Source organism: Nocardioides ginsengisoli (assembly GCF_039537225.1).
In the GTDB taxonomy this organism is placed as follows: Bacteria; Actinomycetota; Actinomycetes; order Propionibacteriales; family Nocardioidaceae; genus Nocardioides; species Nocardioides ginsengisoli.
Window position 1 is genome coordinate 283076 of the sequence record NZ_BAABAC010000023.1, and the last position, 23783, is coordinate 306858.

Genomic DNA, 23783 nt, shown 5'->3' on the forward strand with positions numbered 1-23783 from the left:
TTCCGGGCTAGAGTAATCCCGATCACACCCGGAGGGAAGAGGAAGTCGTGAACGAGATCACCCAGCGCCGTGCGGGGCGCCCCCGCAAAGCGGTCCTCGACCGCGCCAAGATCGGCCGCGCTGCCCTCGAGCTGGTCGACGAGACCGGCGACGTCAACCTGCCCGAGCTGGCCCGGCGGCTCGGCGTGACGACGTCCTCGCTCTACCACCACGTCGACGGACGATCCGGCGTGATCGAGCTGCTGCGCGAGCAGGTGAGCACCGAGATGGACGTCGCCACCCTCGAGCAGCACTCCTGGGACGCCGCGATCCCGGCGTTCTTCCGCTCCTACCGGTCCGTCTTCGCCGCCCACCCGCGCGTCGTACCGCTCCTCACGACGACGACCGTCCGTTCGCCGCAGGTGCTCGCTGCGTACGACCGGATGGTCGTTCTCCTGGAGGAGGTCGGCTTCCCCGTCGACCGCGCCATGGAGGTGCTGACGGCCGTGGAGAGCTTCGTCGTCGGCTCCGCGCTCGACCTCGCCGCGCCGGACGTGATGTGGGAGATCCCCGCCGGGGTCGAGACGCCCCGGCTGGCCGCCGCGCTCGCCCATCAGCGGGACGCCACCCACCGGGCTGAGGCTGCCTTCGAGTGTGGCCTACGGATGATCCTGACGGGGGTGGGCGCGGAGCTGCGTCAGACCGTATGAGTTGACTGCCTCGCGCTGAGGTGGTTGCGGGCCGGGGCCTCTCCTGCGCATGTTCGTGGGTTACCGAGCAGGGGCTGCCTGCTCGGCCTATCCACAGTCGTAGGGAGGCCCGGTGATTTCTGAGCGTACGAGTGTTGGGCTCGATGTGCACGCACGGTCGGTCGTGGCGACCGACGAGGCCGGCCCGACCGGTTTCGGTCTGTACCGGACGCTGAGCGCGGCCGGCACCAACTTCGGGCTCGTGCCGCCCGAGCACTCCAGCGCCCCTTCACGCCGCCAAGGCAGCATCACCAAGGCTGACAACACAGACCGAGCTGCCCGGACCGAGCTGTCCGGACCGAGCTGTCCGGACCGACATCCGGTCTTGGAGCTTCTGGCCCGCAGCCAGCGGAGCGCTCCCGCTGAATCGCGGCCCTGCGGTCACCGACCCGCGCATATCAGTCTGACCACGTGCGCCGACAGACCCGCTCGAGACGAACCGGCACCCGGGCCAGAATCCGAAGCGCCGCCACGACAACCAGCCGTGGCGGCGCTCACCCTGCCCGTTGACAGGAAAGGACCTACATATCCTGACCGACAGGCTGACCGACCGTGGTCAGATCGGTCTCGCGAGTCTCCTTGGCGATGAGCGAGGCGACGAGGGAGACCACGCCCATGGCGGCGAGGTAGGCACCGATGACGTAGCCGGTGTCGAACTTCGCGTAGAGCCAGATCGCGATGATCGGGGCGAGCGAGCCGGCCAGGACGGAGGCCAGGTTGTAGGACAGCGAGACACCGGAGTAGCGGACCTCGGTCGGGAACAGCTCGGAGAAGAAGGCGCCGATGACCGCGCTGAAGGCCGCGAAGATGAGCAGGCCGCCGGCCACGGCGACGATGGTCAGGCCCGGGCTCTTCGTGTCGAGCAGGCCGAAGAAGACGAAGGCCCACACGATCGTGGCGACCGAGGCGCACAGGTAGACCGGGCGCCGGCCGATGCGGTCGGCGAGGATCGCGATCAGCGGGATCGCGACGACAGCGACGCCCTGGCCGATCATCACGGCGGTCAACGCGACCGACTTGTCGAGCTCGAGCATCTTCGTGACGTACGTGATGACGAACAGCGAGTAGATGTAGAAGCCGGCGTTCTCCCCGAAGCGCGTCGCGGCGGCGAGCAACACCATCCGCCAGTGCTTCCGCACGACGACACCGGCGGGCAGGCCCTTGGGCGCGGCGTCGGCCTTGCGCTGGGCCTCCTCGAACATCGGGGTCTCGGTGACGTAGAGGCGCAGGACCAGGCCGATGACAACGAGCAGCGCGGACAGGCCGAAGGCGAGGCGCCAGCCCCAGGACTGGAAGGCGTCGTCGGACAGGGTCGCGCCGAGGACGGCGAGCACGCCGGCGGCCATCAAGTTGCCGAGCGGCGGGCCGACGTTGGGCCAGGAGGCGAAGAAGGCGCGGCGCGTGGAGTCGCCGTGCTCGGAGACGAGGAGCACGGCGCCACCCCACTCGCCTCCCAGCGCGAAGCCCTGCACGAGGCGGAGGAGCACCAGCAGGATCGGGGCCGCGATGCCGATGGCGCCGTACGTCGGGAGGAGGGCGATGAGGAACGTGGCGACGCCCATGAGCAGCAGGCTCGCCACCAGCGTGGCCCTGCGCCCGCGCCGGTCGCCGTAGTGTCCCAGCACGACGGCGCCGACGGGCCGGGCGACGAACCCGACGGCATAGGTAGCGAACGCCAGCACGGTACCCATCAGCGGATCGGAGTCGGGGAAGAAGAGGGCCGGGAAGACCAGGGCGGCGGCGGTGCCGTAGAGGAAGAAGTCGTACCACTCGACGGCGGTACCGGCCAGGCTCGATGCCGCGATGACGGGGAGGCTGGTGTGGCCGCCGCGCTGCCGCTCGTTGCTAGGTTGTTCGAGGGTTGCGTTGGACATGTTTCTCTCCTGATGGGGCGCGTGTCCGGGTGACCTCGCCTCGGTGGCTGTTGGCGCAGCCACCGAGGCATTCCTGCTAGAAGAACCAGCGCTCGGGCTCGTGCCCGTGCTGCTGGACGTCGCTGAACTTGCCGCCGAAGAAGCCGAGCGGCTCCCCGTCGCGGGCGTCCAGGCCGATGACGGCGCCGAACACGATCGTGTGGTCGCCGGCCTCGACGACCCGCTCGACGTCGCACTCGAGGTGCGCGAGAGCCTTGGGCACGACGGGGACGCGGTGCTCGGCGTACTCGAGCTCGAGCCCGGCGAAGTGGTCCTCGCCCCGGGCCGCGAAGCGCAGGGCGATCGCCTGCTGCCGCCGGGAGAGGACGTTGACGACGAACCGCCCCGAGGCCACGGCGGCCTCGGCCGTGCGCGCTCCGTGGTTGAAGCACACCAGGAGCAGCGGCGGGTCGAGGGACACCGAGGTCAGTGAGTTGACGGTCATCCCGTGAGGGATGCCGTCGTGCTCGGTGGTGATCACCGCGACGCCGGTCGCGAAGCGGCCCATCGCCTGGCGCATCGCCATCGGATCCACGAGCGGGGCGGTCATCGTCACCATCTCCTCAGTCCTCGGCGCGAGCGTGGTAGCGGACCTCGTAGGTGGTGACGCCCTCGTCGGTGCGCCAGGGACCGTGCGGCATGCCCGGCGGGCGGCAGGCGAACTCGCCGGCCACGAAGGTCTTGTCCAGGGTGAGGTCGTGGAAGGAGCCCTCGATGATGTAGACCTCCTCCCAGAAGTCGTGCTTCTGCACGCCCAGCTCGGTGGAGTCGGCGCCGGGCTCGTAGCGCAGGATCCGGGTGGCGACACCGCCGACCGGGTCGGTGGCGAGGATCCGCTCCTTGATGAGCGGGTTGTCGCCGAGGCACAGCGTGTACTCGATGTTCGTGACCGGGGTGAACTCGATCTCGGGCTTGCTCATGCGGAGACCTCCTGGAGGGTGGGGAGCTCGCTGACGCCGTACGACGCCAGGAACTCGTCGACGGCCGCGACGGGCCGGTCGTAGTCGTAGTTGCGGAAGGCGTAGCCCTTCACGACGAAGGGGGCGCCGGAGTAGAAGAGCTCGTAGCTCTGGTGACGGCCGGCGAACTCGCTGCCGATCGCGTCCCAGGCCAACTTGAACAGCTTGACCCGCTCGGCCGACGAGACGCCGGGACTGGACACGTAGCGCTCCATGTCCTGGGCGGTGTCCGGATTCTGCAGCTCGGCGACTGAGGACGGAACCTGGAGCACTCCCCCGCCCACCAGCTCGCGCAGGATGCCGATGACACGCGGGTGGAGCTCTGCCTGCAGACCCATCGCGGCGTACAGCGACTGGGCGCCCGGCCGGAAGAGGCCCTGGGGGTCGGCAGCGGCCGTGAACTGCGCCGCGTGCAGGGCCGACTCGACGACGGACACCAGGCTCGCCAGCTCGCCGAGCTTCTCGACCACGCCGGGGAACCGGTCGACGCCGTTGACCGCGGCCACCTTGCGGGCGATGCCGGCGAGGAAGCGGAGCTTGGTCGCGAAGCGGATCTGGGCCTGGAAGTTGCCCAGGACGTGGGCGCCGGTGTCGAAGAACTGCTGGCGCAGGCCGGGCACGTCCTTGTAGACGAAGACGTCCTTCCAGGGGATGAACACGTCGTCGAAGACGAGCAGGGCGTCTGTCTCGTCGTACCGGGTGGTGAGCGGGTAGTCGAACTCGCTGGTCGCGCCGGTGGCGTAGGGCCGGCGGCAGTAGAGCTTCAGCCCGCCGGCGGCGACCGGCACGGTGAAGGAGATCGCGAAGTCGGTGTCCTCGGGCGTCAGCGGCTTGATGCAGGAGACCAGGATCTCGTCGGCGACGGCACCGCCGGTGGCGAGCATCTGGGCGCCGCTGACGACGATCCCGTCCTCGCGCTCCTCCTTGACCCCGACCTGGATGAAGTCGCCGTCCCAGGCGTGCGCGGTCGTCGCGCGGGACACCTGCGGCGGGATGATCGCGTAGGAGACGTAGAGGTCGTTCTCGACGACGCGGCGCTGGAAGGCGACGACGTTGTCGGCGAGACGCCGCTCGGTGGCGAAGGCCTCGGGGTGGGAGGCGAAGGCGGCCACGAAGGCGCCGACGTGGTCGGGCGAGCGTCCGACCCAGCCGTTGGTGTGGTCGGCCCAGACCTGCGCGGCGGCGCGCCAGGCGGTGAGGTCCTCGGCGGTGCGCGGGGCGACGTAGAGGCGGTTGACCTCCTCGCCGGTCACGGGGTCGGTGACCTGCATGCCGTTGGCGGGGTCGGCCGCGAGGTCGAACAGCTCACCCACGGTGCGCGCGATGGGCGCGAAGGCCGGATGGGTCGTCACGTCGTCGACGGGCGAGCCGTCGACGATCACCTGACGGCCGTCGGACAGGGACTTCAGGTAGTCGGCGCTGGTGCGCATCAGTTGCTCCTCCCGGGAGTGGTGACAGAGACGGTGTAGGCGAGTTCGATGGGGGCGTGACCGGGGACCTCGAGCTGCATGCGCCAGTCGCGGCCGTAGCGGAAGGTGCCGTCGATCAGCGGGCGGGTGCCGCCGAAGAGCACGAGGGCGACGTCGCCGCTGCCGCCGATCTGGTCCCACTCGGCGAGGACCTGGGTGATCGGGAGCATCGAGGCGAGGGTGCCCTCCTGGTAGAGCTCGCCGTCGACCCAGGTGCGGGCGACGATCGCGTCCCAGTCGACGAGAGCCGGCGGGTCGCCGAGCTCGATGACCCTCGAGGCGATCGGCTTGGGGCAGGCGGCCTTCGAGAGCTGGATGCCGACGGTCTCCATCTCGCGGTCGGTGTGGTCCGAGCCGACGGTGAGGTAGTAGGTGCCGTTGGCCCGGATCAGCACGGGCTCGACCTCGCCGGAGGTGGCGGCGCCGGCGACCTCGACCTGGTCGCCGGTGGTGAGCCGGTCCACGTCGAGCGGGTAGAACGCCGGGATCGTCTCGGGCTCGGGTACGCCGATGGCGGCGAGCTCGTCGATGTGGTGGCGGACGGCCTCCTGGTCGCGGCCGGTGTAGCCGGCGACGACGAGGTGGGTCGGCGCGATCTCGACCTCGGCACCGTCGACGGTGCTCAGGCGCAGACGCGTCGCGGTGGTGCTCATGCGTACTCCTTGGTGGTGACGGTTTCGGCGGACCAGCGGCGGTCGGCCAGGGCGGGGAACTCCGCGCGGAAGCGGCGCGGCAGGGCGGGGTCGAGCTCGGCGTACGTGAAGCCTTCGTCGGCGCCGGCCTCGACGATCACCTCGCCGGTCGGGGCGACGACCCGGCTGTGACCGCCGAGGGTCACGCCCTGCTGCTCGCCGACGGCGTTGCAGGCGATCAGGTTGACCTGCTGCTCGACGGCGCGGACCGAGGTGAACAGCCGCCAGTGCTCGAGCCGGGCGGCGGGCCAGGCGGCGCAGACGACGACCTGCTCGGCGCCCTCGTCGACAAGGCTGCGGTAGAGCTCGGGAAAGCGCAGGTCGTAGCAGGTGGTGATGCCGGTCGGCGGGCCGGCGACGGGCCCGATCCCGAGCCCATTGCCGGGCGTCAGGAGCTCCGACTCGCGGGAGCCGTAGCCGAACAGGTGGACCTTGCGGTACTCGACGACGACAGCGCCGTTCGGGTCGACCACGACCGAGGTGTTGTGCAGGCGGCCCTCGGCGTCGACCTCGACGAAGCTGCCGAGGTGCACGAAGGTCTGCAGCGTCGAGGCCCAGGAGCGGGCGGCGGCGAGGGTCGGGCCGTCGAAGGGCTCGGCGCGCTCGGCGTACTGCTCGAAGGAGAAGTACCCCGCCGTCCACATCTCCGGCAGGACGAGCAGGTCGACGTCGCGCAGGGCGCGCTCGGCGCGCACGGTCTGGTCGACGCGGGCGAGCCGGTCCCGGATCGTTTCGTCGTCCGGGCTGGCGAGCTGGAGAAGGGCGATCTGCATGCCCTCAGGATCATGTGACGGCGACCACACCGGATATCGGAAGTACGCCGCCCCGCACTCGGAATCGCGCGAGCACCCGGCTCAGGAGTGGGCCAAGGGGTCAGCGGCGGGACGAGAGCAGCGTCGACGGCGTGACGCCGTAGCGCGCCCGGAAGGCCGCCCCGAAGTCGCCGAGGTGGAAGAACCCGCACCGGTAGGCGACGTCGGTCACCGAGAGCCCGGGGGCGCCGCTGGCCAGCAGCGCGTGCGCGCGCTCGAGCCGCTGGGCGCGCAGCCACTGCACCGGAGTCGTCTCCAGCTCGCTGCGGAAGGCCGACTGCAGGCTGCGCACGCTGGTGCCGCACGCCTCGGCCACTGCCGTGACGGTGACCGGCTCACCGATCCTTTCGAGCATGAAGTCCATGGCCTGCCGGACCCGCACGGAGACCGGACGGCCTGACGTGCGCGGGGCGGCGAACGCCCGGTTGTTGGGCTGGGCCAGCAGCAGCGTCTCGATGAGCAGCTGCTCGAACTGCCATAGCAGCTGGGGCCGGTGCTCGGCGACTGCCGAGTCGACCAGGCTGACCGCCGATTCCAGCAGGCCGTCCAGGCTGCCGATGCCGTCGGCCAGGGCGAGGTCGAAGTGGACGGGTCCGACCTCGCCGGTGAGTGCCGCTGCCACCGACTCGACGCGCTTGCGGTCGAGCCGGACGACGACTTGCTCCCAGGCGTCGTCGAAGGCGAACTCGAACTCCCGGTGCGGGCCGATGATGACCCCGCGCCGCGGCGTACCGATCGCCTCCGCGTCGCCGTAGCGGAACCGGCCCGAGCCGGCCACCGGCAGCGTGAGCAGGTAGTCGTCGAGGACGCCGTCACCCGAGCTCACCGTGACCTCGGCCCCGTAGCGCAGCAGGTTGACCGACACGTCCTGCAGCGGGACGTGGGTCAGCCGGGTCAGGAGGCCTCGGCCACTCCCCCGCACCGTCAGGGCGTGCGGGCGCAGGGCGCCCGTGCAGGCCTCGATCACCTGGTCGGCATCGCTGGTGTTCGCGAGCACCGCGCGGCCGTGGTCCACTGTCAGCCGGGCGAGGGCGGGTACTCCCATCGCACCTCCACCCAACTCAGCCGGTGCCGACGCGTCAGCACTCCTACACCGCCGATGATCGGCGTCCGGTGGTTCGGCGTCAACCGGCCGACCAGCTGAGTGGCATCGTTCTCAGCACTGCCCCACCAGGTCACTGGACAGGGATCCCGCGATGGCGGAGGACGTCGCGCGCAACCACCCACGCGAGGCTGTCGAGGAGCTCCCTGCCTTCGTCGGCACTCGCCCGCACCTCAGCAACCACGGCGCGTGGAAGCCGGACCTCCCAGGGCTTGAGGTGGAGCATCAAGGAGGTCGTACCTCGCGGGGCCGGCACCCCCACAGCGTCACAGTCGCAGTCGACCCACGCGACATCGAGACCGGCCACCGCGAATCCAGCGGGCGCGCCATGGCGACTGACGACCACGACCTGTCCCGCCCAGGCCGCGAAGGACCGTGCCAAGTCGATGAGGTAGGCGTGCAGCACCGACCCTTCGACCGCCGCCGTGCCGACGTTGCCGCGGGCATCGACTGGCGACCCTGCTCCGTACGGGACAGCGGGCGCAACGACCACATCGATGCCTCGTCGCCGGAGCATCATCGCGGCCGACTCGGAGACGGCAACCGCGATGTCCGTGTCGGTACCGAGCGGAAGGTGCGCACCGTGGCAGGAGAGGGTACCGACGGGGAGGATGACCGTCACGTCGTCGGTGATCCCGGCGCTCCCGTCCCGCCCCGAACGCGGAAGTAGGCGATCGCCTGGAGGTCCGGCTTGAGCAGCAGATCGACCTTCACCGGGACCGGCTCGTCCTCGTGACCCACCCAGTCCTTGGGGTCGATGCCGTGGTCGAGCGCGACCGAGTACACGCAGGCGCGCAGGTCGGGGTTCTCGTCCAGGCACCGCTGGCTGTGCAGGATGTAGACCCGCTGCTCGACGGAGCTGGCTCGGGCGAGGTGAGGTTGGGGTAGCGCTGGGCGCCGACCAGGGTCTCGACTTGGTTGGCGGGCACGAGCTCGGTCACTGGTCTGCCTCCGTGGTCCCGGCGACGAGGGCGATCGCCTTGTCGCGCAGCTCGATGTCGACCGGCGTGAGGTCGTGGCCTGCGGCCGCGACGAGCTGGAACCAGGCGACGGCCTCAGGAAGGCGGGCACGGTCGCTCCTGGCCGGCTTGTCGACGTCGACGTAGCGGATGCCGTCGATGGGGCCCTGCTCGATGCGTGCGACCAGGTAGGCGGCCAGCGCCCGGATTGCGTTCTTCGGCGGGCCAGTCGTGATGGCGTCAGCGTGGGCGCGGTAGCGCTCGAGGTCCTGGTCGCGGAACTGGTAGACCCCGCTGCGCCAGCGCTGCTCCTCGGGGATGCCGTAGGCGTCGGCGTAGCGGTCGTACTCGAGGGTGCCGAGGTTGGCCACGAGCCCCGGGACGACGAGCGTGATCACCGCGAGCAGGGCCGGGTCGATCTTGATGCCGGGCCGGATCGACGACATCACGGTGTCGGCGCGGAGGTTCTCGGCGATCTTGTAGGCCTCGCGTCGCTCCGCTGCCTCGCGCTGCTCACGCTCCTCCTCGAGGCGCCGCTGGCGGCGCTCCTCGTCGAGCTGCTCGTCGTGCGCGGGGACGTTCGTGCAGACGAACTCGACCTCGTCGGCGCCGCGGTGGTCCTTCGTGATGACGTAGGCGAGGCAGCCGTCGTGGCTGGCGCGGTCGCGGGAGAAGGTCTGGCCGAGAGCGGTCATGCCGTGGTCGGCGTGGTTCAGACCCCAGGTCTGACCGCGGCCCTTGGGCATGTCGCGCTTCGGGACGCCCTGCTGCTCGAGCTCGGCGACGAGCTTGTCGGCCTTGGCCCGAGCGGCGAGCTTCTCCTTCGTCCGCGAGAGCTCCCACTTGAACGAGCTGGTGCCGGCGTACTTCGCGAGCTTGGTCTGCTCGGCGGCAGGCAGATTGGTGATCGAGAGCGCGTCGTCGAGAGTGAGCTCACCCTGGTCGACGGTCTTCCTGACCTTGTCGTTGAGCTTGAGCAGCCGGAGCCGCTTGTTGACGGTGTCGACGGTGTGACCGGCGGCCTTGGCGATCTCGCCAGGTTTCCAGCCGTAGTCGAACCTCAGCTGGCCGTAGCGCTCGGCCTCCTCCATCGGGGTGAGGTCGGCTCGTCGGCAGTTCTCGACGAGCATCGCGGCAACCTGGTCGGCCTCGTCGGTGAGATCGCGGCGGATGATCACCGTGGCGTGGGAGGCACCGGCCTTCTTGAGGCCGTCGAGCCGTCGGTGGCCGGCGATCAGCCGGTACGCCGGCCCGGGGTCATTGCCGAGCTCGGCGCCGGGGACGGGTGCGACGACGAGTGGCTGGAGGAGGCCGTTGGCGCGGATCGACTCGACGAGCTCGTCGTCGGCGACCGCGTTGTGCCGGATGTTCTTCGGGTGCGGCCGGACCAGGTCGATCTCGAGGACCGCGAGAGCGCCCGAGGTCGCCTGGACCAGGACGTCGGTGCTTTCCACGGTGTCGGCCGGCGGTGCGGTCGGCGCCGGCGACTTGGCCTTGGTGGTCTTGCCGGTGCTGCGCCGGCCGGCGAGCTCGGTGAGGTTGGACTCGACCTTCACGTCGGCGCTCATGCCGACACCCCCAGCGCCTCGGCGAGGTCGTGGGTGACGGGGTACTCCCACGTCGAGCCGGCGTAGAGCGACATCACCGGGCGGATCTCGTGGTCGTCGTCGATCTCCACACCGAAGAGCGGCGTCTCGGTGACGATCAGCCACTCAGGGCACGGGTCCTCACACCCGCAGATCCCCGCGAGGGACATGAGGTCGTCGACGTCTTCGTTGCCTCCGGCGATCAGCGTCTGGGCGTGGACTTCGCGACGGTCATGGCAGTTCATGCACTCGACGTGGGTGATGCGCTCGAGGAGCTCGAGCTGACTGGTGGGCTTGAACATGGCGTGGTGCTCGCTTCCGCTGTGGGCTAGGCGGTGCGCTTGCTGAGCGCCTGGTGGGCGTCCCAGCCCAGCCAGACGGCGATCGGGTGACCGTGCGTGGACTGCAGGGTCGAGGGCTCGAAGCCGACGCGGACCATCAGCCGGCGGCCGTCGACGCGGCGCTTCGCGAAGTGGCCGATGCGGGCGCCGACCAGGTGCTCGTCGGACACCGGGAACTGGTCTCGGATCGTGTTCGCGGAGAACCGACGGCCCGACGCGATGGCGCGCTCGATCGCTGCGTCGATGGCGAGGATGACCCGTGGGTCGGCGTGCTGCTCGACCTGAGCCATGCCGGCGTCGCTGGCCTCGCGCGCAGCGGCGATCCGCTCGTTGGCCGGCGGGCGCGTGTCCGTCGTCATCGGCCGACACCGGCCGACACCGGCCGCGATCGTCGCGCCGCTGTTGACCGCGGCCGCGGCTCCCGCGGCCGACCGCGGCGGCAGGTAGCCCGAGACCGGACTGGTCTCGACGTGGCCGAGGCTGAGCTGCATGGCCTTCGCGGCGAGGAGGTCGACGCCGACGTGCACCCAGAGGTCGGGGTCGTAGTCGCGGGCGAGGTACGCGTCGGTGAGGTGCTTGTGGGCGGCCTCGTACCTGGTGAGGATCTCCGCGAGCGCCTCGGCGGCGGCCGGGGTCATCCGCATGGTGATCTCGCCGGCGTCGTCGCGACCGACGACGACGGCCTGGCCGACATGCTTCGTGGAGAGGTGCGTCTGCGCCTCGGTGACGTTGAGCTGACGGGACATCTGTGGGTCTCCTTCGGGTGGGCGGGAAGGGGACGGGTGCGGCGCCGGCCGCGGCATGTTCGGACCGCGTGACGAGGGTTGGAGGCGCCGCACCCGGGTTCCCCGGGGGCGGGGTTCAGGGGGTGGTGGCGGCAAGCGGGTCCGGGAGGGGCGCGCGGAAGACAGGTGGCGGAGGGGGCAGGCTCGGCGTGCTGTCCGGGACCAGCTGCCAGTGGGCGCCGCAGCTCCGGCAGATGCCTGCGGGCGACAGGACGACACAGCAGGCGTCCGCATCGGCGGCAGGCGGAGGGGCCGATCCGGACGCACGGACGGCCGACGAATCGCGCCAGTCGAGGTCGGCAGCGGTCGCGCTGTACGGCGGGGCACCCGACGACGGGCTCCGGCCGTCGCAGTGTCGGGGCCCCGCCGTACCTTCGGGAGCAACCTCCGTTGCACCGGAGGGGCTCGCGGCCGACGCGCTCAGAGACGTCGGCGCAACCGAAGAACAGGAGGCACTCTCGTGCCTAGTACTGCCAGCGACCTCGTCGAGCGCAGCAACGCCCTGCTGTCCGCCATCGACGAGATCACCTCGAACCCCGGCCTCAGCGTCCGCGAGGACCTCATCGCCATCGCCGGCCAGGCCGCTGTTGTCTCGCTCCGCACCGCGCAGCTCGTCCAGCAACTCGAGGACCGGGTCGCCCGGCTCGAGGGGCACTGACCGGCCGCTGGTGGCTTCCCAAGTGCGGATGATCCGCGCCCGCTCCTCGAGCGCGGCATTCATCTGCCGCGCCTCGATCGCGTCCAGCTCCTCGACGATCAGCACGGCCAGGCCGCGCAGGTCGTCGACCGTCACGGCGCTCGAGGACGCCGGCACGTAGCGGGGCAGTTGTGCTGCGGGCCGGGACTGCGGGACCTCGTCCCCCGGCGTCGCAGGCCGGATGCCCAGCCGGCCGTCTCCATTGGTGGGCCTGGTGCGCCGGCTGAGCCGCCTCATGCGGAGGCCTTGGCGAGCAGCTCGGCGACGGTGACGCCAAAGAAGGTGGCGAACCTGGGGAGCTCGTCGGCCTGGACGCGAGCTCGGCAGTTCATCCGGTCGTTGACGGCGGAGGCGGTGAGCCCGACGCCGTCAGCGATCGCCGCGTCGGAGACTCGCCGACGGGCCTTGAAGGCGCGGAGGTTCTCGGCGATGGTCGCTTGGTCGGGGTTCGGCATGAGCCGAACAATGTCGGGAAAATCCCGACACCTCGGGGATTTCGAGAACACCGGCGTGTCGGGGTCAGCGATTCAACTCCCGGAAGGTCTCCGCAATGTCGGGATTTTCCGGTAATCTCCGGGCATGACCACCACTCACACCGAGGCGATTGACGCGCTGAGCCTGAGCAGGATCGCGGGTCGCCGGATCCGCGGCCTGCGCAGCGAGCTCGGCCTCAGCCAGCGCAAGCTGGTGCTCCAGCTCGGCGGGATCGTGTCGCCATCAGGGCTCAGCGACCGCGAGGCCGGGATCAAGCCCGTGCCGCTCGACGAGCTGCCGCTCTTCGCGGATGCCCTGGGAACCTCCGTGGCCTACCTGATGGGCCTCGTAGACGACCGAAGCCGCCCCCTTGAGGGAGCGGCTTCGGAGTACCTGCGCGCCTGTAGGGATTCGAACCCCAAACCTTCTGATCCGTAGTCAGATGCTCTATCCGTTGAGCTACAGGCGCTCATCGCGAGGCGACCGGTAGAGAATAGCCGAGCCAGTGCCCCGATGCCGAATCACCGACGACTGCCCGTGTGGAAGCATGACGCCATGGCCGGCTACCAACCCGAGGATCGGGCGCTCTTCGAGCAGCAGGCCACAGGTCTGTACGAGCAGATCCTGGCCGAGGGCGGCATGGCGGCCGACGACGACCGGATCGCCGACGGGACGCCGCTGCGGCGGGCGTTCGACCTGCTCGTCGAGCTCGGGCTGCTGCAGCTCGACGCGTCCCGGCTGACCTGGCGGCCGATGGAGCCGAGCAATGCCCAGTCGCGGGTGGTGACGCCGCTCGGCAACGAGGGGGCGCGGCTGCTCGAGGAGTCGGCGCGGTGGGCGTCGGCGTTCTCGCACCTGGCCCAGAGCTGGCGCCGGTCGCCGGCGGCCACCGAGTCCGGCCCCTTCCTCTACCTGCACGGCGAGGCCATCAACCCCTACCTCACCACCCTGGTCAGCGAGGCCCAGGACGAGCTGCTGACCGCGCAGCCGCAGGCGACCCGCAGCGCGAAGACGGTCAACGAGGCCGCCGTCCGCGACGTGGCGGCGCTCAAGCGCGGCCTGACGATGCGCACCCTCTACCAGCACAGCGCGCGCCGCCACCCCGCCACGCACAAGTACGTCGCCACCGTCACCGAGCACGGAGCCGAGGTCCGCACGCTCGACGAGTTCTTCAACCGGATGATCGTCGTCGACCGGCAGGTGGCGCTGATCCCGGCCGCCGACAGCCTCGCCACCGCGGTCGTCGTACGAGAGCCGGCGATCGTGGCCTACCTCGTCGACGTCTTCGAGCGCGCGTTCGCGCGCGGGCGGCCGTTCGCGAGCGGAGAGCAGCGGGTGCGCAAGGAGATCGCGTCCGAGCAGCGCTCGATGACCATCCGGATGCTCATCGAGGGACATGCCGACGCGGTCAGCGCGAAGCGGCTCGGCGTCAGCCCGCGGACGTACGCCGGCTACGTGGCCGAGCTCAAGGAGGAGTACGACGCGGAGACGCGCTTCCAGCTCGGCTACACCATGGCGAAGCTCGGCATCGCCGGCCAGGAGGAGGGCGACACCGAGAACTGACCCGCCCGGGTCAGCGTAGGGGGACTGTCGTCAGCGCTGGTGGTGCGCGACCACGCGCCAGCCCCAGCCGGTGTCCGCGTGCGCGGACGTCGGAACCGAGACCACACCCACCGAAACCACGGCGGCGGCGATGACGAAGGCAGTCCTGCGGGCGAGCTTCTTCATTTCGTTCCCCTCACTGCTGGTGACCGGACCCGTACGATCGACAGACCCAAACCGCATGCTTTTCCCGCGGAGAGACACGCGCAAACCATAGTGCCCCACAAATGAGGGATTATCGACAGTTCTCTAGACAAGTGGTCAGAGTTCATCTCGATCCTGCCGGGGGCCGGAACGAGCGAAGGTCCGCCCGAGTGACTCGGACGGACCTTCTTCGCTGCGGAGGCGGAGGGATTTGAACCCTCGATGGGGTTGTAGCCCCAAACCCGCTTAGCAGGCGGGCGCCATAGACCAGACTAGGCGACGCCTCCTCCGCTTCCGATCCAGAGACCGGGCAGCGCAGCAAAGGCTACAAGCACCACGCGGGTCGGACCCAATCGGTCCCACCCCGCGCGTCACGGTCAGCGGGCGGCGCGCTGCAGGTGAGCCCGTACGTCGCGGGCGAAGTCGTCCTTGTCGCCGGCGACCAGCTGCACCGGGATCGTCGTACTGCGACCGTCACGCAGGCGCAGCACCACGCACTCGAAGCCCTGCGGCGTCGCCGCGACGGCGTCCTCGACCTCGGTCCAGCGTGCCTCGGTGACGCCGGCCGCCCGGATCGCGCGGACCCGGTAGCCCGCCTCCGACAGCCGCACCACCACCAGCCGCGACCGCAGCCACCAGCTCAGCCCGATCAGACCCAGCAGCCCCAGCCCGAGGGCCAGAACCAGCAGGTCGGCACTCAGGTCGAGCGCCACCACCAGCACCGTCACCGCCACCAGCACGATCGCCATCAGGATCAGGTACGCGCCCACGAACCGCGCCATCACCGGCGGGGCCAGGCGGTAGTCGGACACCCCGGACGGCTGCGCACTGCTCATGCTGCGATTGAACAAGACCGGACGAGGACGGGGCAAAGCGGCGCGGCACCCTCTGACTAGACTCGGTCGCTGTCCGGCGGCGCGGCGCGTCGTACCGGGCTCAGGAGGGGTGCCGGAGTGGCCGATCGGAACCGCCTTGAAAGCGGTCGTAGGGAGACCTACCGCGGGTTCGAATCCCGCCCCCTCTGCGCTGTTGGGTGCGAGCGTGTCTCCGGCCGCCCGGGGGCAGCAAGCTGCCGGGGGCGGCCTCCGGCCACGCTGCCGCACCGCGGTCGAGGTTCGCGCAGTGCGGGGTTGCGTGGCGGCCAGACGTCGCTTGCGCGCGTCTTCGGCGGGATGCTGGGGGTTGGCGTTGGGGCCGGCGTGACGTGGGTGCGGCTCGCGCCGCGGGTCAGCTCAGCGTCAGCTCGACGAGGACGTCGCCCTCCTGGACGACGTCGCCCGGGTGCACCTTGATCGCGGTGACGACACCGGCGACCTCGGCGATGACCGGAATCTCCATCTTCATCGACTCCAGCAGCACGACCGTGTCGCCGACGGCGACGGCGACGCCCTGCTCGACCTCGACCCGAAGGACGTTGGCGACCATCTCCGCGACCAGCTCTGACGTCGTCACTCGGGCCATGGCTCGAAACTAGGCGTTACCGACAAGTACCCGAAGCCGGCGGGCCGGGGGGCGGAACAGTCACAGGAGGGGGGCGAAGCGGGCGGGCTCCGGGCGGACGGCGGCCTCCTGCTCGGCGACCCGGCTGCGGCGGCCACGGGTGCCGGTGAGCGCGAGGTCGAGACGGATGAGCAGCCAGCCGAGGACCAGGCCGGCGAGCAGGCTGAAGCAGACCGACAGGCTCGCCTCGCGCACCGAGACGGCGGGGTTGGCGAGCGCGGTGGCGGCGGGGGCGGTGGCCGCGACGCCGAAGGCGCAGACCCACCAGCCCTGGCGGCGGCGAGCGCGCATGTGGCAGCCGTAGGCGAGCGCCGGGACGCCGAGGATGGTCGCGACCGGGCGCGGGAAGGCGCCGAGGTGGTCGCGGCTCCACGTCACCCACGAGAGCAGCTCGTCGACGAGTCCGGTGGAGCCGTAGCGGCGCAGCAGCTCGGCGTACAGCAGGGTCGCGGCGAGGACGACACCGCCGATCCCGACGATGATCAGGCCGCGCCGGCCGAGGCCGTGGAAGCCCGCGCCGAGGCGGTGGACGAGCACGATCGCGCCGGCGAAGGCGAGGCCGAGGCCGACGTACTCGAAGCGCTCCTTCTGGATCGCCGGCTCGAAGCCGACCGTCGCCAGCGCCCCGACGGCCGCGCACAGCAGCGCGACCACGCACTCGCGGGCGGCGGTGACGATGCTCGCCGCGGGCACGGTGATCATCACGCCGAGGACGGCGGCGACCGCGGCGGTGCCGACCGCGGCGCCGGTGAGCAGCAGGTCGTTGTCGCTGAGGACGGCGACCAGCCCGCAGGCCAGGGCGAGCGGCGCGAAGATCAGGGGCCGACCACCGGTGCGGGCCGCGAGACCCCAGGTGAAGGCGGTCGCGACGGTCACCGAGCCGGTGACGCCGAGCCAGTCCGGGCCGACGGGCACCATCGCGCAGACGAGCGCGGCGGCGCCGAGGAGGACGAGGGCGAACCAGATGACCAGCGGCGCCCGCGAGGCCCCGAACTCACCGATGCGCTGCTCCAGCGGAGCACGGGAAGGGGCGCGGGACACGGAGAGGGAGCCTATCCGGTCGGCAGCACGGCGGGAGGAGCGCTCCCGGCAGCTTGCTGCCCCCACTGCTCCGCAGACGCGCTCGACCCGTTCAGCGCAGCCGACGGTTGACCAGGGACGGATTGACCCGACGGGCCTCCTCGAGCACCGTGCGCTCGGCCACAGCCCGTAGCACCTCGGGCGCGTCCGGCGAACCCGGCGTCCCCTCGACCAGCACCTCGCCGAACGGGTCGACGACCAGCGAGTGACCGCAGTAGCGCGGCGTGGGCTGGCCGGTCGCGGCGACGTAGACGGTGTTCTCGATGGCGCGGGCGGTGACGAGGGTGCGCCAGTGGTCGACCTTGCGGGGGCCCGCCACCCACGCCGCCGGTACGACGATCAACTCGGCGCCGCGGTCCACCAACGCTCGCGCGAGCTCGGGGAAGCGCAGGTCGTAGCAGGTCATCAGCCCGACCTTCCAACCGTCGACGTCGACCACGGTCGGCTCGATCGGGCCCGCCGTGAGCCGGTCGGACTCGCGGTAGCCGAAGGAGTCGTACAGGTGCACCTTCCGGTACGACACCGTGGCCGCGCCCCGCACCAGCAGCGTGTTGTAGGGCCGTTCGGGGTCGGGCCCCTGCTCGAACATGCCGGCCACGACCGTGGTCCCGGCGGCGGAGGCGGCGGCGGCGACGGTCGCGGCGAAGGGGCCGTCGAGGGGCTCGGCGTAGGGGCTGATGTCGGAGCCGGCGGGGCCGAAGTCCCGGGCGAACACCTCCGGGAAGACCACCAGGTCGGCGCCGGCGCCGTGCTCGGCGGTCAGCTTGGCGAGCGCGTCGCGGTTGGTGGCCGGGTCGAGGTCGGCGGCCGCCTGGACGAGCGCGAGCCGGAGCGTGGGGGTCGTCACGGTGCCAGGGTAGGTCGTGCTTTGGCAGGATCCAGCGTGTGGTGATCGAGCTGAGCCTCTCCGGATTCGCGGCGATCGTGCTCGCCGGCGGCCAAGGGTCGCGACTCGGCGGCGTCGACAAGGCGTCGATCGAGGTGGGCGGACGGACGCTGCTCGAGTACGCGCTCGACGCAGTCATGGATGCGGGCGAGGTGGTCGTGGTCGGGCACCAGGTGCCGACCGACCGCCCGGTGACCTTCGTCCGCGAGGAGCCGCGCTTCGGCGGACCGGCCGCGGGCCTGCTGACCGGGCGGGACGCCTTGCTGCGGACGTTCCCGACGCTCGCCGTCCTGGCCGTCGACATGCCGCGGCTCACCGCGACGACCTTCCGGCGGCTGCACGAGGCGGCGGTCGGCCACGAGGGCGCGATCCTCACCGACCCGGAGGGCCGGCGACAGCTGGCGTTCGTGGTCGAGACCGCGCGCCTGGACGCCGTCCGGCCGGACCTGGAGGGACAGCACGGCATGTCCGTCCGGGCGCTGCTTGCCGACGTCGACCTGGTCGAGGTCACGCCCCGCGGCGACGAGGGGCGCGACATCGACACCTGGACCGACCTGCGCGACGCGGCGCCGGACCTTCCCGATCCTGACGGTCCCTAGGCCTTGTCACGACGCAGCCGTCGTATCACTCTGGACAGGTGAATCTCCACGACTGGATCGATGAGTTGTGCGACACCCTCGACATCGAGGCGGAGGCCGACGAGGGCCTGCTGGTCGACCTCGCCGGGATCACGCACGAGAACGTCCACCCGGCCGCCGGGGTGGTGACCGCCTTCCTCCTCGGGTACGCCGCGGGTGAGCGGGGCGCCGACCCCGACGCGGTCGAGCAGCTCGCCGCGAAGGCGCAGGCGCTGGCCGAGTCGTGGGATCGGCCCGCCGGCGCGACCGACGAGGAGGACGACGACGTGGAGGTCGACGAGCTCTCGGACGCCGAGTACGACGACGAGGACTCCCTCGTCTGACCCTGACCGGCCTGAGCAGCCCGACCCGGCTGGCGCCGCCTGCCAGACTGCGGGCATGCGCGCCGTCACCCAGAACGCACCCGGAGGCCCCGAGACCCTCGTCGTGAGCGAGCTCCCGGACCCGGAGCCGGGCCCCGGCGAGGTCCTCCTCGACGTGGCCGCCACGGCCGTCAACCGCGCCGACCTGCTGCAGCGGCAGGGCTTCTACCCGCCGCCGCCCGGCGCGTCCGACGTGATCGGGCTGGAGTGCAGCGGCACCGTCGCCGCCGTCGGCCCGGGCGTGACCAGCTGGGCCGTGGGCGACCGGGGGTGCGCGCTGCTCGCCGGTGGCGGCTACGCCAGCCGGGTCGTCGTACCGGAGGGACAGGTGATGCCCGTCCCCGACGGCGTCGACCTGGTCACCGCGGCCGCCCTGCCCGAGGTGGCGTGCACGGTCTGGTCGAACGTCTTCATGGTGGCCGGGCTGCGGCCCGGCGACGTCTTCCTCGTCCACGGTGGTGGCGGCGGGATCGGGACCTTCGCGATCCAGCTCGCCGCGGCGTCCGGGGCGCGGGTGTTCACGACCGCGGGCAGCGCCGACAAGCTCGAGCGCTGCCGCGAGCTCGGCGCCGAGGTCGCGATCAACTACCGCGACGAGGACTTCGTCGAGGTGGTCCGTACGGCGACCGGCGGCGCCGGCGCTGACGTCGTCCTCGACAACATGGGCGCGAAGTATCTCGGCCGCAATGTCGACGTCCTCGCCGACGAGGGCCGGCTGGTCATCATCGGCATGCAGGGCGGCGTGAAGGGCGAGCTCGACATCGCCACGCTGCTGCGCAAGCGCGGCGCGGTGATCGCGACGGCGCTGCGCTCGCGGCCGATCGACGGCAAGGCCCGCATCTGCGCGTCGGTCGTCGAGCACGTGTGGCCGCTCGTGGCCGACGGCACGATCGCGCCGGTCGTGTCGGCCGTCCTGCCGCTGGACGAGGTGGCCGAGGCGCACCGGATGATCGAGTCCGGCGCGGCCGTGGGCAAGGTGCTGCTGACGCCCTGACTCAGGCGTTCCTCATGTCGTCGATGCAGAGGATGTTGTCCTCGCTGTCCTTGAACCAGGCGGCGTGCCCCATCCCGGCCATGCCGGCGACGTCGCCCTCCCACTCGGTGCCGGGCAGGTCGTAGTGCTCGAAGCTCAGGCCCTTCGCCTTGAGCTCCTCGACCACGGGGCGCACGTCGTCGACATGGAACTGGGCGATCGTGTGGCCGGCCTTCCCGGCGTACTCGGTCTGGTACAGGTGGAAGTCGGTGCCGCCTCCCGTCCGGTAGACCAGCCAACCCTGGGTCTCCTCGACGGGTTCGAAGCCCAGCGTGTCGGCGTAGAAGCGCCGAGCCCGGTCGAGGTCGGCGGCCGGGATGTTCGCGACGACCTTGGAATCCTGCAACATGGCGGTTGTCCTCTCGCTCGCGCTGCCGGCTCGGCGAGGGCGGTGGCCGGGCCCATCGGCAAACTACGCCGCCCGACCGGCACCGCCATCACCCAACGTGGGGATCACGACGCGTGAGGCCCGCGTGGCGGCATGCCCTAGGTTGGACGCATGAGCGACAACGCCTCCGCCAACGAAGAGCAGATCGTCGTCATCGGCCCCGACGGCCAGCCCCTCGGGACCGTGCCGGCCTCCGCCGTCGAGCAGGCCACCGCCGGTCACGGCGACGACGGTGACGACGACGGCGAGCGCGCGCTCACCGACCTGGTCGAGCAGCCCGCGAAGGTGATGCGGATCGGCAGCATGATCCGCCAGCTCCTCGAGGAGGTGAAGGCCGCCCCGCTCGACGAGGCGAGCCGCAACCGCCTGGCCGCGATCCACCGCTCGTCGATCGCCGAGCTCGAGCAGGGCCTGGCCCCCGAGCTGGTCGAGGAGCTGGAGCGGCTGTCGCTGCCGTTCTCCGAGGAGGCCACGCCGTCGGAGTCCGAGCTGCGGATCGCGCAGGCTCAGCTGGTGGGCTGGCTCGAGGGTCTCTTCCACGGCATCCAGACCGCGATCTACGCCCAGCAGATGGCGGCGCGGGCGCAGTTCGAGCAGATCCGGCGGGCGCTGCCGCCGGGCATGGGCATGCCCGGTGGGCCGGCGGTGCCGGGCGCGGGCGCGCCCGGGGGCCACGAGCAGGCCGCGCCGGAGTCGGACGAGGGCCGCTCCGGCGGCATGTACCTCTAGGCGCTCAGCCGCGGCGGCGGCCGGCCCGGGTGACGAGCAGCAGCCCAAGCACGCCGATCAGGCTGATCGCGCCACCGGACGCCAGCACCCGGCTCAGGTCGGGCGGGTCACCCGCCCGGTCGCGGGGCGTGTGGAAGGACACCGGCTGCGCGGACGGCGTCGGTGTGGCCGGCGGCGTCGGCTCGACCGAGGCGAGGAAGCGGCGCAGCGAGGCGGCCAGGCGCGGCGTCAGCCCCGACGGCAGCAGGGCGCTGCCGGTGCAGGCGTCGGCGACGACGTGGCCGGTCGTCTTCTGCTTCACGAAGAACAGGTAGGCGCGGTCGGGCTGCACGCTCGGGTTGACGTCGGCCGGCCAGGCGATGGTGACCAGCACCCGCTTGCCCTTCGCGATGTCGCCGCGGAAGGACTCCTCGACGGCGACGACGTAGCCGACCCTGCGCGGGTCCTTCGCCGACGGCTGCGCCGCACGGACCTTGCCGGCGAAGACGTCGTCGGCGTCGAGCGCGCGGGCGTCGATCTCGGGCTCGTCGGTGAGGTCGAGCGCCGCGCACATCGCCGGGTACGACGTCACGCGCGCCGGGCTCGCCTGGGCCGCCGGGGCGGCGCCCACCGGTGCCAGCGCGAGCAGCGCTGCGGCCAGGGCCGTGGGGGGAAGGGAGCGGCGCAGGGAGGGCGTCACGCGTCCATCCCATCAGATCCGGGCGCGGGGAACCAGCGACCGATCTCCTGCGCGGCACCGTCGTCGTCGACCGTGCCCGTCACCGCGTCGGCGTTGTCCTTGACCTCGTCGACGGACTGGCCCATCGCCACGCCGCGCCCGGCCCAGCGCAGCATCTCGATGTCGTTGCGCCCGTCGCCGATGGCGAGGACGTCGGCGCGGTCGATGCCGAGCTGCTGGGCGACGTACTCCAGGCCGGACGCCTTGGAGACGCCGACCGGCGCCAGGTCGAGCCAGGCGGTCCAGCCGACGACGTAGTCGGTGCCGTGGAGTCCGAGGCTGCCGGCGAGCTTGACGAAGTCCTCGGCGGTCGCCTTGGGGTCGCGGATGATCACGCGGCTGACCGGCTCGGCGACCATGTCGGCGACGTCGGCCACGATCGTCGTACCGCCGAGCTCGCCGTCGGGGAACGGGCCGGAGACGCGGTAGCCGACGCCCCGCTCCTCGACCGCGACCAGCGCCTCGGGGTGCTGCTCGAGGACAGCCGCGACGGCGGCGCGGGCGTCGAAGGTGACCTCGTGGACCACCTCGGCCGGCGGGTAGCGCAGGACGACGGCGCCGTTGGCGGCGACGATCCAGAGCCGTTCACCGTGGCCGTGCAGCGCGAGCTTGTCGGCGACGACCGTCATGTTGTGGGGCGCGCGGCCCGAGGACAGGACGACGTGGGCGCCCGAGTCGAGGACCCGCTGGACGGCGTCGTGCACCGGCTCGGTGACCTCCTCGTGGCTCATGCCGAGCCCGGCGACCCACTTGAGGAGGGTGCCGTCGATGTCGAGGGCGACCAGCTGCGGCTTCCAGGGCCGCTCGTCAGGCACCGGCGACCTCGACGACCGGCGTCAGGACCTCGAGGCCCCCCATGTAGGGCTGCAGCGCCTTCGGCACGCGGACCGAGCCGTCGGCCTGCTGGTGGGTCTCGAGGATGGCGACGATCGCCCGGGTGATCGCGGTCAGCGTGCCGTTGAGCGTGGCGACCGGGCCGGTCCGGTCGCCGAAGCGGCCGCGGGTGTCGAGGCGGCGGGTCTGGAAGTCGGTGCAGTTGGACGTCGAGGTGAGCTCGCGGTACTTGCCCTGGGTGGGGATCCACGCCTCGCAGTCGAACTTGCGGATCGCGCTCGAGCCGAGGTCGCCCGCGGCGATGTCGACCACGCGGTAGGCGAGCTCGAGCTTGTCGAGGAACTCCTTCTCCCACGCGACCAGCCGCTCGTGCTCGGCGGCGGCGTCGTCGAGGGTCGTGTAGACGAACATCTCGACCTTGTCGAACCAGTGCACCCGGATGATGCCCTTGGTGTCCTTGCCGTGCGAGCCGGCCTCCTTGCGGAAGCAGGGGCTGAACGACGCGTAGCGCCGCGGCAGCGACTCGCCGTCGAGGATCTCCTTGGAGTGGTAGGCCGCCATCGGCACCTCCGAGGTGCCGACGAGGTACATCTCCTCGCCCTCGATGCGGTAGATGTCGTCGCCGCCGCCCTGGTCGAGGTAGCCGGTGCCGGCCATCGCCTCACGCCGCACCAGCGACGGGGCGATCACCTGGGTGAAGCCCGCGCTGCGGGCCTGGTCCATCGCCAGGTTGACCAGCGCCAGCTCGAGCTGGGCGCCGACGCCGGTGAGGAAGTAGAAGCGGCTGCCGCTGACCTTGGCGCCGCGCTCGAGGTCGATCGCGCCGAGCAGCCGGCCGAGCTCGATGTGGTCGCGCGGCTCGAAGCCGTCGGCCGCGAAGTCGCGCGGGGTGCCGACGTGCTCGAGGACGACGAAGTCGTCCTCGCCGCCGGTCGGCGCCTGGTCGGCGACGACATTGGGGATCGCCTTGAGCGCATCGGTCCACGCCTCGTCGGCCGCGGTCAGCGCGGCCTCGAGGTCCTTGACGTCGGCGGAGAGCTGCTTGACCTGCGCGAGCAGCGCCTGCTTCTCGTCGCCGGACGCCTGGGCGACCTGCTTGCCGAAGGTCTTCTGGGCCGCGCGCTTCTCCTCGAACGCTGCGATCGCCGTACGCCGCGCGGTGTCGGCCTCCAGCGCCCGGTCGACCACGTCGGAGGACGCGCCGCGCTTGGCCTGCGAGGCGCGGACACGGTCGGGCTCGTCACGGAGGATGCGCGGGTCGATCATGGCGCTCAGGCTATCCGCCGGGGCCGCACGCCCGCGCATCGGTTTCCACAGGCGGCGGGTGTCGGAATCCCCTCTTCAGCGGGGAT

The 23783-nt window shown here is 71.4% G+C and carries 30 protein-coding genes and 3 tRNA genes; 9 read left to right on the top strand and 24 right to left on the bottom strand.

The annotated features are described in order from the left end of the window. Nucleotides 1-47 precede the first annotated feature (47 nt). Nucleotides 48-689, top strand: a complete 642-nt coding sequence (locus AB4880_RS12910) for a TetR/AcrR family transcriptional regulator C-terminal domain-containing protein (RefSeq protein ID WP_367919615.1) — start codon at nt 48-50, stop codon at nt 687-689. 560 nt (nt 690-1249) lie between these two features. On the opposite strand, the gene AB4880_RS12915 is transcribed toward AB4880_RS12910, so the two are convergent. The 12 genes from AB4880_RS12915 to AB4880_RS12970 form a co-directional block, all read right to left on the bottom strand. Then, on the bottom strand, nt 1250-2602 hold the full coding sequence (locus tag AB4880_RS12915) for an MFS transporter (protein ID WP_367919616.1): 1353 nt from the start codon (nt 2600-2602) through the stop codon (nt 1250-1252). 76 nt (nt 2603-2678) lie between these two features. Next, on the bottom strand, nt 2679-3191 hold the full coding sequence (locus AB4880_RS12920) for a flavin reductase family protein (RefSeq protein WP_367919617.1): 513 nt from the start codon (nt 3189-3191) through the stop codon (nt 2679-2681). A 13-nt stretch (nt 3192-3204) separates the two neighbouring features. Beyond that, a complete protein-coding gene (locus AB4880_RS12925; RefSeq protein ID WP_367919618.1) occupies nt 3205-3561 on the bottom strand; it encodes a cupin domain-containing protein in 357 nt (118 codons plus the stop codon). Then, nucleotides 3558-5030, bottom strand: coding sequence for a 4-hydroxyphenylacetate 3-hydroxylase family protein (locus tag AB4880_RS12930; protein WP_367919619.1), 1473 nt, complete (start codon nt 5028-5030; stop codon nt 3558-3560). Before AB4880_RS12930 ends, AB4880_RS12925 begins: the two co-directional genes overlap by 4 nt. Continuing rightward, nucleotides 5030-5722, bottom strand: coding sequence for a DUF2848 family protein (locus AB4880_RS12935; RefSeq protein ID WP_367919620.1), 693 nt, complete (start codon nt 5720-5722; stop codon nt 5030-5032). The genes AB4880_RS12930 and AB4880_RS12935 overlap by 1 nt, the downstream gene beginning before the upstream one ends. Then, entirely contained in the window at nt 5719-6534 is an 816-nt protein-coding gene (locus tag AB4880_RS12940) for a nitrilase-related carbon-nitrogen hydrolase (RefSeq protein ID WP_367919621.1), read from the bottom strand. The genes AB4880_RS12935 and AB4880_RS12940 overlap by 4 nt, the downstream gene beginning before the upstream one ends. A gap of 100 nt (nt 6535-6634) precedes the next feature. Continuing rightward, complete coding sequence (locus tag AB4880_RS12945) at nt 6635-7618, bottom strand: helix-turn-helix transcriptional regulator (protein WP_367919622.1); 984 nt, start codon at nt 7616-7618, stop codon at nt 6635-6637. 130 nt (nt 7619-7748) lie between these two features. Beyond that, on the bottom strand, nt 7749-8297 hold the full coding sequence (locus AB4880_RS12950; RefSeq protein WP_367919623.1) for a creatininase family protein: 549 nt from the start codon (nt 8295-8297) through the stop codon (nt 7749-7751). After that, nucleotides 8294-8461 carry a hypothetical protein gene (locus tag AB4880_RS12955; RefSeq protein ID WP_367919624.1) on the bottom strand — a complete coding sequence of 56 codons (168 nt, stop codon included), beginning with the start codon at nt 8459-8461 and terminating at the stop codon, nt 8294-8296. Before AB4880_RS12955 ends, AB4880_RS12950 begins: the two co-directional genes overlap by 4 nt. Before the next feature lie 151 nt (nt 8462-8612). Continuing rightward, the gene (locus AB4880_RS12960) at nt 8613-10202 is read right to left on the bottom strand and encodes a ParB/RepB/Spo0J family partition protein (RefSeq protein ID WP_367919625.1); all 1590 of its coding nucleotides are present in this window, start codon (nt 10200-10202) and stop codon (nt 8613-8615) included. Next, nucleotides 10199-10522, bottom strand: a complete 324-nt coding sequence (locus AB4880_RS12965) for a hypothetical protein (protein ID WP_367919626.1) — start codon at nt 10520-10522, stop codon at nt 10199-10201. Before AB4880_RS12965 ends, AB4880_RS12960 begins: the two co-directional genes overlap by 4 nt. Nucleotides 10523-10548: 26 nt before the next feature. Beyond that, a complete protein-coding gene (locus AB4880_RS12970) occupies nt 10549-11307 on the bottom strand; it encodes a hypothetical protein (RefSeq protein ID WP_367919627.1) in 759 nt (252 codons plus the stop codon). 499 nt (nt 11308-11806) lie between these two features. On the opposite strand from AB4880_RS12970, the gene AB4880_RS12975 reads away from it, so the two are divergent. Next, nucleotides 11807-12004, top strand: coding sequence for a hypothetical protein (locus AB4880_RS12975; protein WP_367919628.1), 198 nt, complete (start codon nt 11807-11809; stop codon nt 12002-12004). 272 nt (nt 12005-12276) lie between these two features. Here the strand turns inward: AB4880_RS12975 and AB4880_RS12980 are convergent, their stop codons facing one another. Next, nucleotides 12277-12498, bottom strand: coding sequence for a helix-turn-helix domain-containing protein (locus AB4880_RS12980; protein ID WP_367919629.1), 222 nt, complete (start codon nt 12496-12498; stop codon nt 12277-12279). A gap of 124 nt (nt 12499-12622) precedes the next feature. Between AB4880_RS12980 and AB4880_RS12985 the strand changes: the two genes are divergently transcribed. Continuing rightward, the gene (locus tag AB4880_RS12985) at nt 12623-12955 is read left to right on the top strand and encodes a helix-turn-helix domain-containing protein (RefSeq protein WP_367919674.1); all 333 of its coding nucleotides are present in this window, start codon (nt 12623-12625) and stop codon (nt 12953-12955) included. Here AB4880_RS12985 and AB4880_RS12990 read toward each other — a convergent pair. After that, nucleotides 12914-12986 (bottom strand) — tRNA-Arg (locus AB4880_RS12990). The genes AB4880_RS12985 and AB4880_RS12990 overlap by 42 nt on opposite strands. Before the next feature lie 86 nt (nt 12987-13072). Between AB4880_RS12990 and AB4880_RS12995 the strand changes: the two genes are divergently transcribed. Then, on the top strand, nt 13073-14080 hold the full coding sequence (locus AB4880_RS12995) for a LuxR family transcriptional regulator (protein ID WP_367919630.1): 1008 nt from the start codon (nt 13073-13075) through the stop codon (nt 14078-14080). A gap of 30 nt (nt 14081-14110) precedes the next feature. Here the strand turns inward: AB4880_RS12995 and AB4880_RS13000 are convergent, their stop codons facing one another. The 3 genes from AB4880_RS13000 to AB4880_RS13010 all read right to left on the bottom strand — a co-directional run bounded on the left by AB4880_RS13000 (nt 14111) and on the right by AB4880_RS13010 (nt 15099). After that, the gene (locus AB4880_RS13000; protein WP_367919631.1) at nt 14111-14245 is read right to left on the bottom strand and encodes a hypothetical protein; all 135 of its coding nucleotides are present in this window, start codon (nt 14243-14245) and stop codon (nt 14111-14113) included. 214 nt (nt 14246-14459) lie between these two features. Next, nucleotides 14460-14550, bottom strand: a tRNA-Ser gene (locus AB4880_RS13005). A 90-nt stretch (nt 14551-14640) separates the two neighbouring features. Beyond that, a complete protein-coding gene (locus AB4880_RS13010) occupies nt 14641-15099 on the bottom strand; it encodes a hypothetical protein (RefSeq protein WP_367919632.1) in 459 nt (152 codons plus the stop codon). Nucleotides 15100-15202: 103 nt separating this feature from the next. Between AB4880_RS13010 and AB4880_RS13015 the strand changes: the two genes are divergently transcribed. Then, a tRNA-Ser gene (locus AB4880_RS13015) sits at nt 15203-15287 on the top strand. Nucleotides 15288-15490: 203 nt separating this feature from the next. On the opposite strand, the gene AB4880_RS13020 is transcribed toward AB4880_RS13015, so the two are convergent. The 3 genes from AB4880_RS13020 to AB4880_RS13030 all read right to left on the bottom strand — a co-directional run bounded on the left by AB4880_RS13020 (nt 15491) and on the right by AB4880_RS13030 (nt 17690). After that, on the bottom strand, nt 15491-15724 hold the full coding sequence (locus AB4880_RS13020; RefSeq protein WP_367919633.1) for a biotin/lipoyl-binding carrier protein: 234 nt from the start codon (nt 15722-15724) through the stop codon (nt 15491-15493). 60 nt (nt 15725-15784) lie between these two features. Next, nucleotides 15785-16804 (bottom strand): hypothetical protein, encoded by a 1020-nt coding sequence (locus tag AB4880_RS13025; RefSeq protein WP_367919634.1) that lies wholly within the window; start codon nt 16802-16804, stop codon nt 15785-15787. Between the two features lie 91 nt (nt 16805-16895). Further along, nucleotides 16896-17690 (bottom strand): carbon-nitrogen hydrolase family protein, encoded by a 795-nt coding sequence (locus AB4880_RS13030; RefSeq protein ID WP_367919635.1) that lies wholly within the window; start codon nt 17688-17690, stop codon nt 16896-16898. 38 nt (nt 17691-17728) lie between these two features. Between AB4880_RS13030 and mobA the strand changes: the two genes are divergently transcribed. Genes mobA through AB4880_RS13045 form a run of 3 tightly spaced genes read left to right on the top strand, consistent with a single transcriptional unit; the run spans nt 17729 to nt 19723 of the window. Beyond that, a complete protein-coding gene (gene mobA, locus AB4880_RS13035) occupies nt 17729-18328 on the top strand; it encodes a molybdenum cofactor guanylyltransferase (protein WP_367919636.1) in 600 nt (199 codons plus the stop codon). Nucleotides 18329-18366: 38 nt separating this feature from the next. Further along, nucleotides 18367-18690 (top strand): DUF6457 domain-containing protein, encoded by a 324-nt coding sequence (locus tag AB4880_RS13040; protein ID WP_367919637.1) that lies wholly within the window; start codon nt 18367-18369, stop codon nt 18688-18690. Nucleotides 18691-18745: 55 nt separating this feature from the next. After that, the gene (locus AB4880_RS13045) at nt 18746-19723 is read left to right on the top strand and encodes an NAD(P)H-quinone oxidoreductase (protein ID WP_367919638.1); all 978 of its coding nucleotides are present in this window, start codon (nt 18746-18748) and stop codon (nt 19721-19723) included. Between the two features lies 1 nt (nt 19724). On the opposite strand, the gene AB4880_RS13050 is transcribed toward AB4880_RS13045, so the two are convergent. After that, complete coding sequence (locus AB4880_RS13050; RefSeq protein ID WP_367919639.1) at nt 19725-20111, bottom strand: VOC family protein; 387 nt, start codon at nt 20109-20111, stop codon at nt 19725-19727. 150 nt (nt 20112-20261) lie between these two features. On the opposite strand from AB4880_RS13050, the gene AB4880_RS13055 reads away from it, so the two are divergent. Continuing rightward, nucleotides 20262-20879 carry a bacterial proteasome activator family protein gene (locus AB4880_RS13055; RefSeq protein WP_367919640.1) on the top strand — a complete coding sequence of 206 codons (618 nt, stop codon included), beginning with the start codon at nt 20262-20264 and terminating at the stop codon, nt 20877-20879. A gap of 4 nt (nt 20880-20883) precedes the next feature. Here AB4880_RS13055 and AB4880_RS13060 read toward each other — a convergent pair whose 3' ends face one another. From AB4880_RS13060 to serS, 3 genes are read right to left on the bottom strand one after another with little or no spacing between them, the layout of a single operon-like run. Further along, a complete protein-coding gene (locus AB4880_RS13060; RefSeq protein ID WP_367919641.1) occupies nt 20884-21558 on the bottom strand; it encodes a hypothetical protein in 675 nt (224 codons plus the stop codon). Next, nucleotides 21555-22412: an HAD family hydrolase gene (locus tag AB4880_RS13065; RefSeq protein ID WP_367919642.1), complete on the bottom strand. Its 858-nt coding sequence runs from the start codon at nt 22410-22412 to the stop codon at nt 21555-21557. Before AB4880_RS13065 ends, AB4880_RS13060 begins: the two co-directional genes overlap by 4 nt. Further along, the gene (gene serS, locus AB4880_RS13070) at nt 22405-23697 is read right to left on the bottom strand and encodes a serine--tRNA ligase (protein WP_367919643.1); all 1293 of its coding nucleotides are present in this window, start codon (nt 23695-23697) and stop codon (nt 22405-22407) included. The genes AB4880_RS13065 and serS overlap by 8 nt, the downstream gene beginning before the upstream one ends. Nucleotides 23698-23783 lie beyond the last annotated feature (86 nt).

Coding starts and splice junctions, on each gene's coding strand:
- AB4880_RS12995 (WP_367919630.1), top strand. CDS start 13,073: ATGGCCGGCTACCAACCCGAGGATCGGGCGCTCTTCGAGCAGCAGGCC.
- AB4880_RS13055 (WP_367919640.1), top strand. CDS start 20,262: ATGAGCGACAACGCCTCCGCCAACGAAGAGCAGATCGTCGTCATCGGC.
- AB4880_RS12930 (WP_367919619.1), bottom strand. CDS start 5,030: ATGCGCACCAGCGCCGACTACCTGAAGTCCCTGTCCGACGGCCGTCAG.
- AB4880_RS12970 (WP_367919627.1), bottom strand. CDS start 11,307: ATGTCCCGTCAGCTCAACGTCACCGAGGCGCAGACGCACCTCTCCACG.
- AB4880_RS13000 (WP_367919631.1), bottom strand. CDS start 14,245: ATGAAGAAGCTCGCCCGCAGGACTGCCTTCGTCATCGCCGCCGCCGTG.
- AB4880_RS12960 (WP_367919625.1), bottom strand. CDS start 10,202: ATGAGCGCCGACGTGAAGGTCGAGTCCAACCTCACCGAGCTCGCCGGC.
- AB4880_RS13010 (WP_367919632.1), bottom strand. CDS start 15,099: ATGAGCAGTGCGCAGCCGTCCGGGGTGTCCGACTACCGCCTGGCCCCG.
- AB4880_RS12915 (WP_367919616.1), bottom strand. CDS start 2,602: ATGTCCAACGCAACCCTCGAACAACCTAGCAACGAGCGGCAGCGCGGC.
- AB4880_RS12945 (WP_367919622.1), bottom strand. CDS start 7,618: ATGGGAGTACCCGCCCTCGCCCGGCTGACAGTGGACCACGGCCGCGCG.
- AB4880_RS12940 (WP_367919621.1), bottom strand. CDS start 6,534: ATGCAGATCGCCCTTCTCCAGCTCGCCAGCCCGGACGACGAAACGATC.
- AB4880_RS13020 (WP_367919633.1), bottom strand. CDS start 15,724: ATGGCCCGAGTGACGACGTCAGAGCTGGTCGCGGAGATGGTCGCCAAC.
- AB4880_RS12925 (WP_367919618.1), bottom strand. CDS start 3,561: ATGAGCAAGCCCGAGATCGAGTTCACCCCGGTCACGAACATCGAGTAC.
- AB4880_RS12965 (WP_367919626.1), bottom strand. CDS start 10,522: ATGTTCAAGCCCACCAGTCAGCTCGAGCTCCTCGAGCGCATCACCCAC.
- AB4880_RS12985 (WP_367919674.1), top strand. CDS start 12,623: ATGACCACCACTCACACCGAGGCGATTGACGCGCTGAGCCTGAGCAGG.
- serS (WP_367919643.1), bottom strand. CDS start 23,697: ATGATCGACCCGCGCATCCTCCGTGACGAGCCCGACCGTGTCCGCGCC.
- AB4880_RS13050 (WP_367919639.1), bottom strand. CDS start 20,111: ATGTTGCAGGATTCCAAGGTCGTCGCGAACATCCCGGCCGCCGACCTC.
- AB4880_RS13045 (WP_367919638.1), top strand. CDS start 18,746: ATGCGCGCCGTCACCCAGAACGCACCCGGAGGCCCCGAGACCCTCGTC.
- AB4880_RS12935 (WP_367919620.1), bottom strand. CDS start 5,722: ATGAGCACCACCGCGACGCGTCTGCGCCTGAGCACCGTCGACGGTGCC.
- AB4880_RS12920 (WP_367919617.1), bottom strand. CDS start 3,191: ATGACCGCCCCGCTCGTGGATCCGATGGCGATGCGCCAGGCGATGGGC.
- AB4880_RS12980 (WP_367919629.1), bottom strand. CDS start 12,498: ATGCCGAACCCCGACCAAGCGACCATCGCCGAGAACCTCCGCGCCTTC.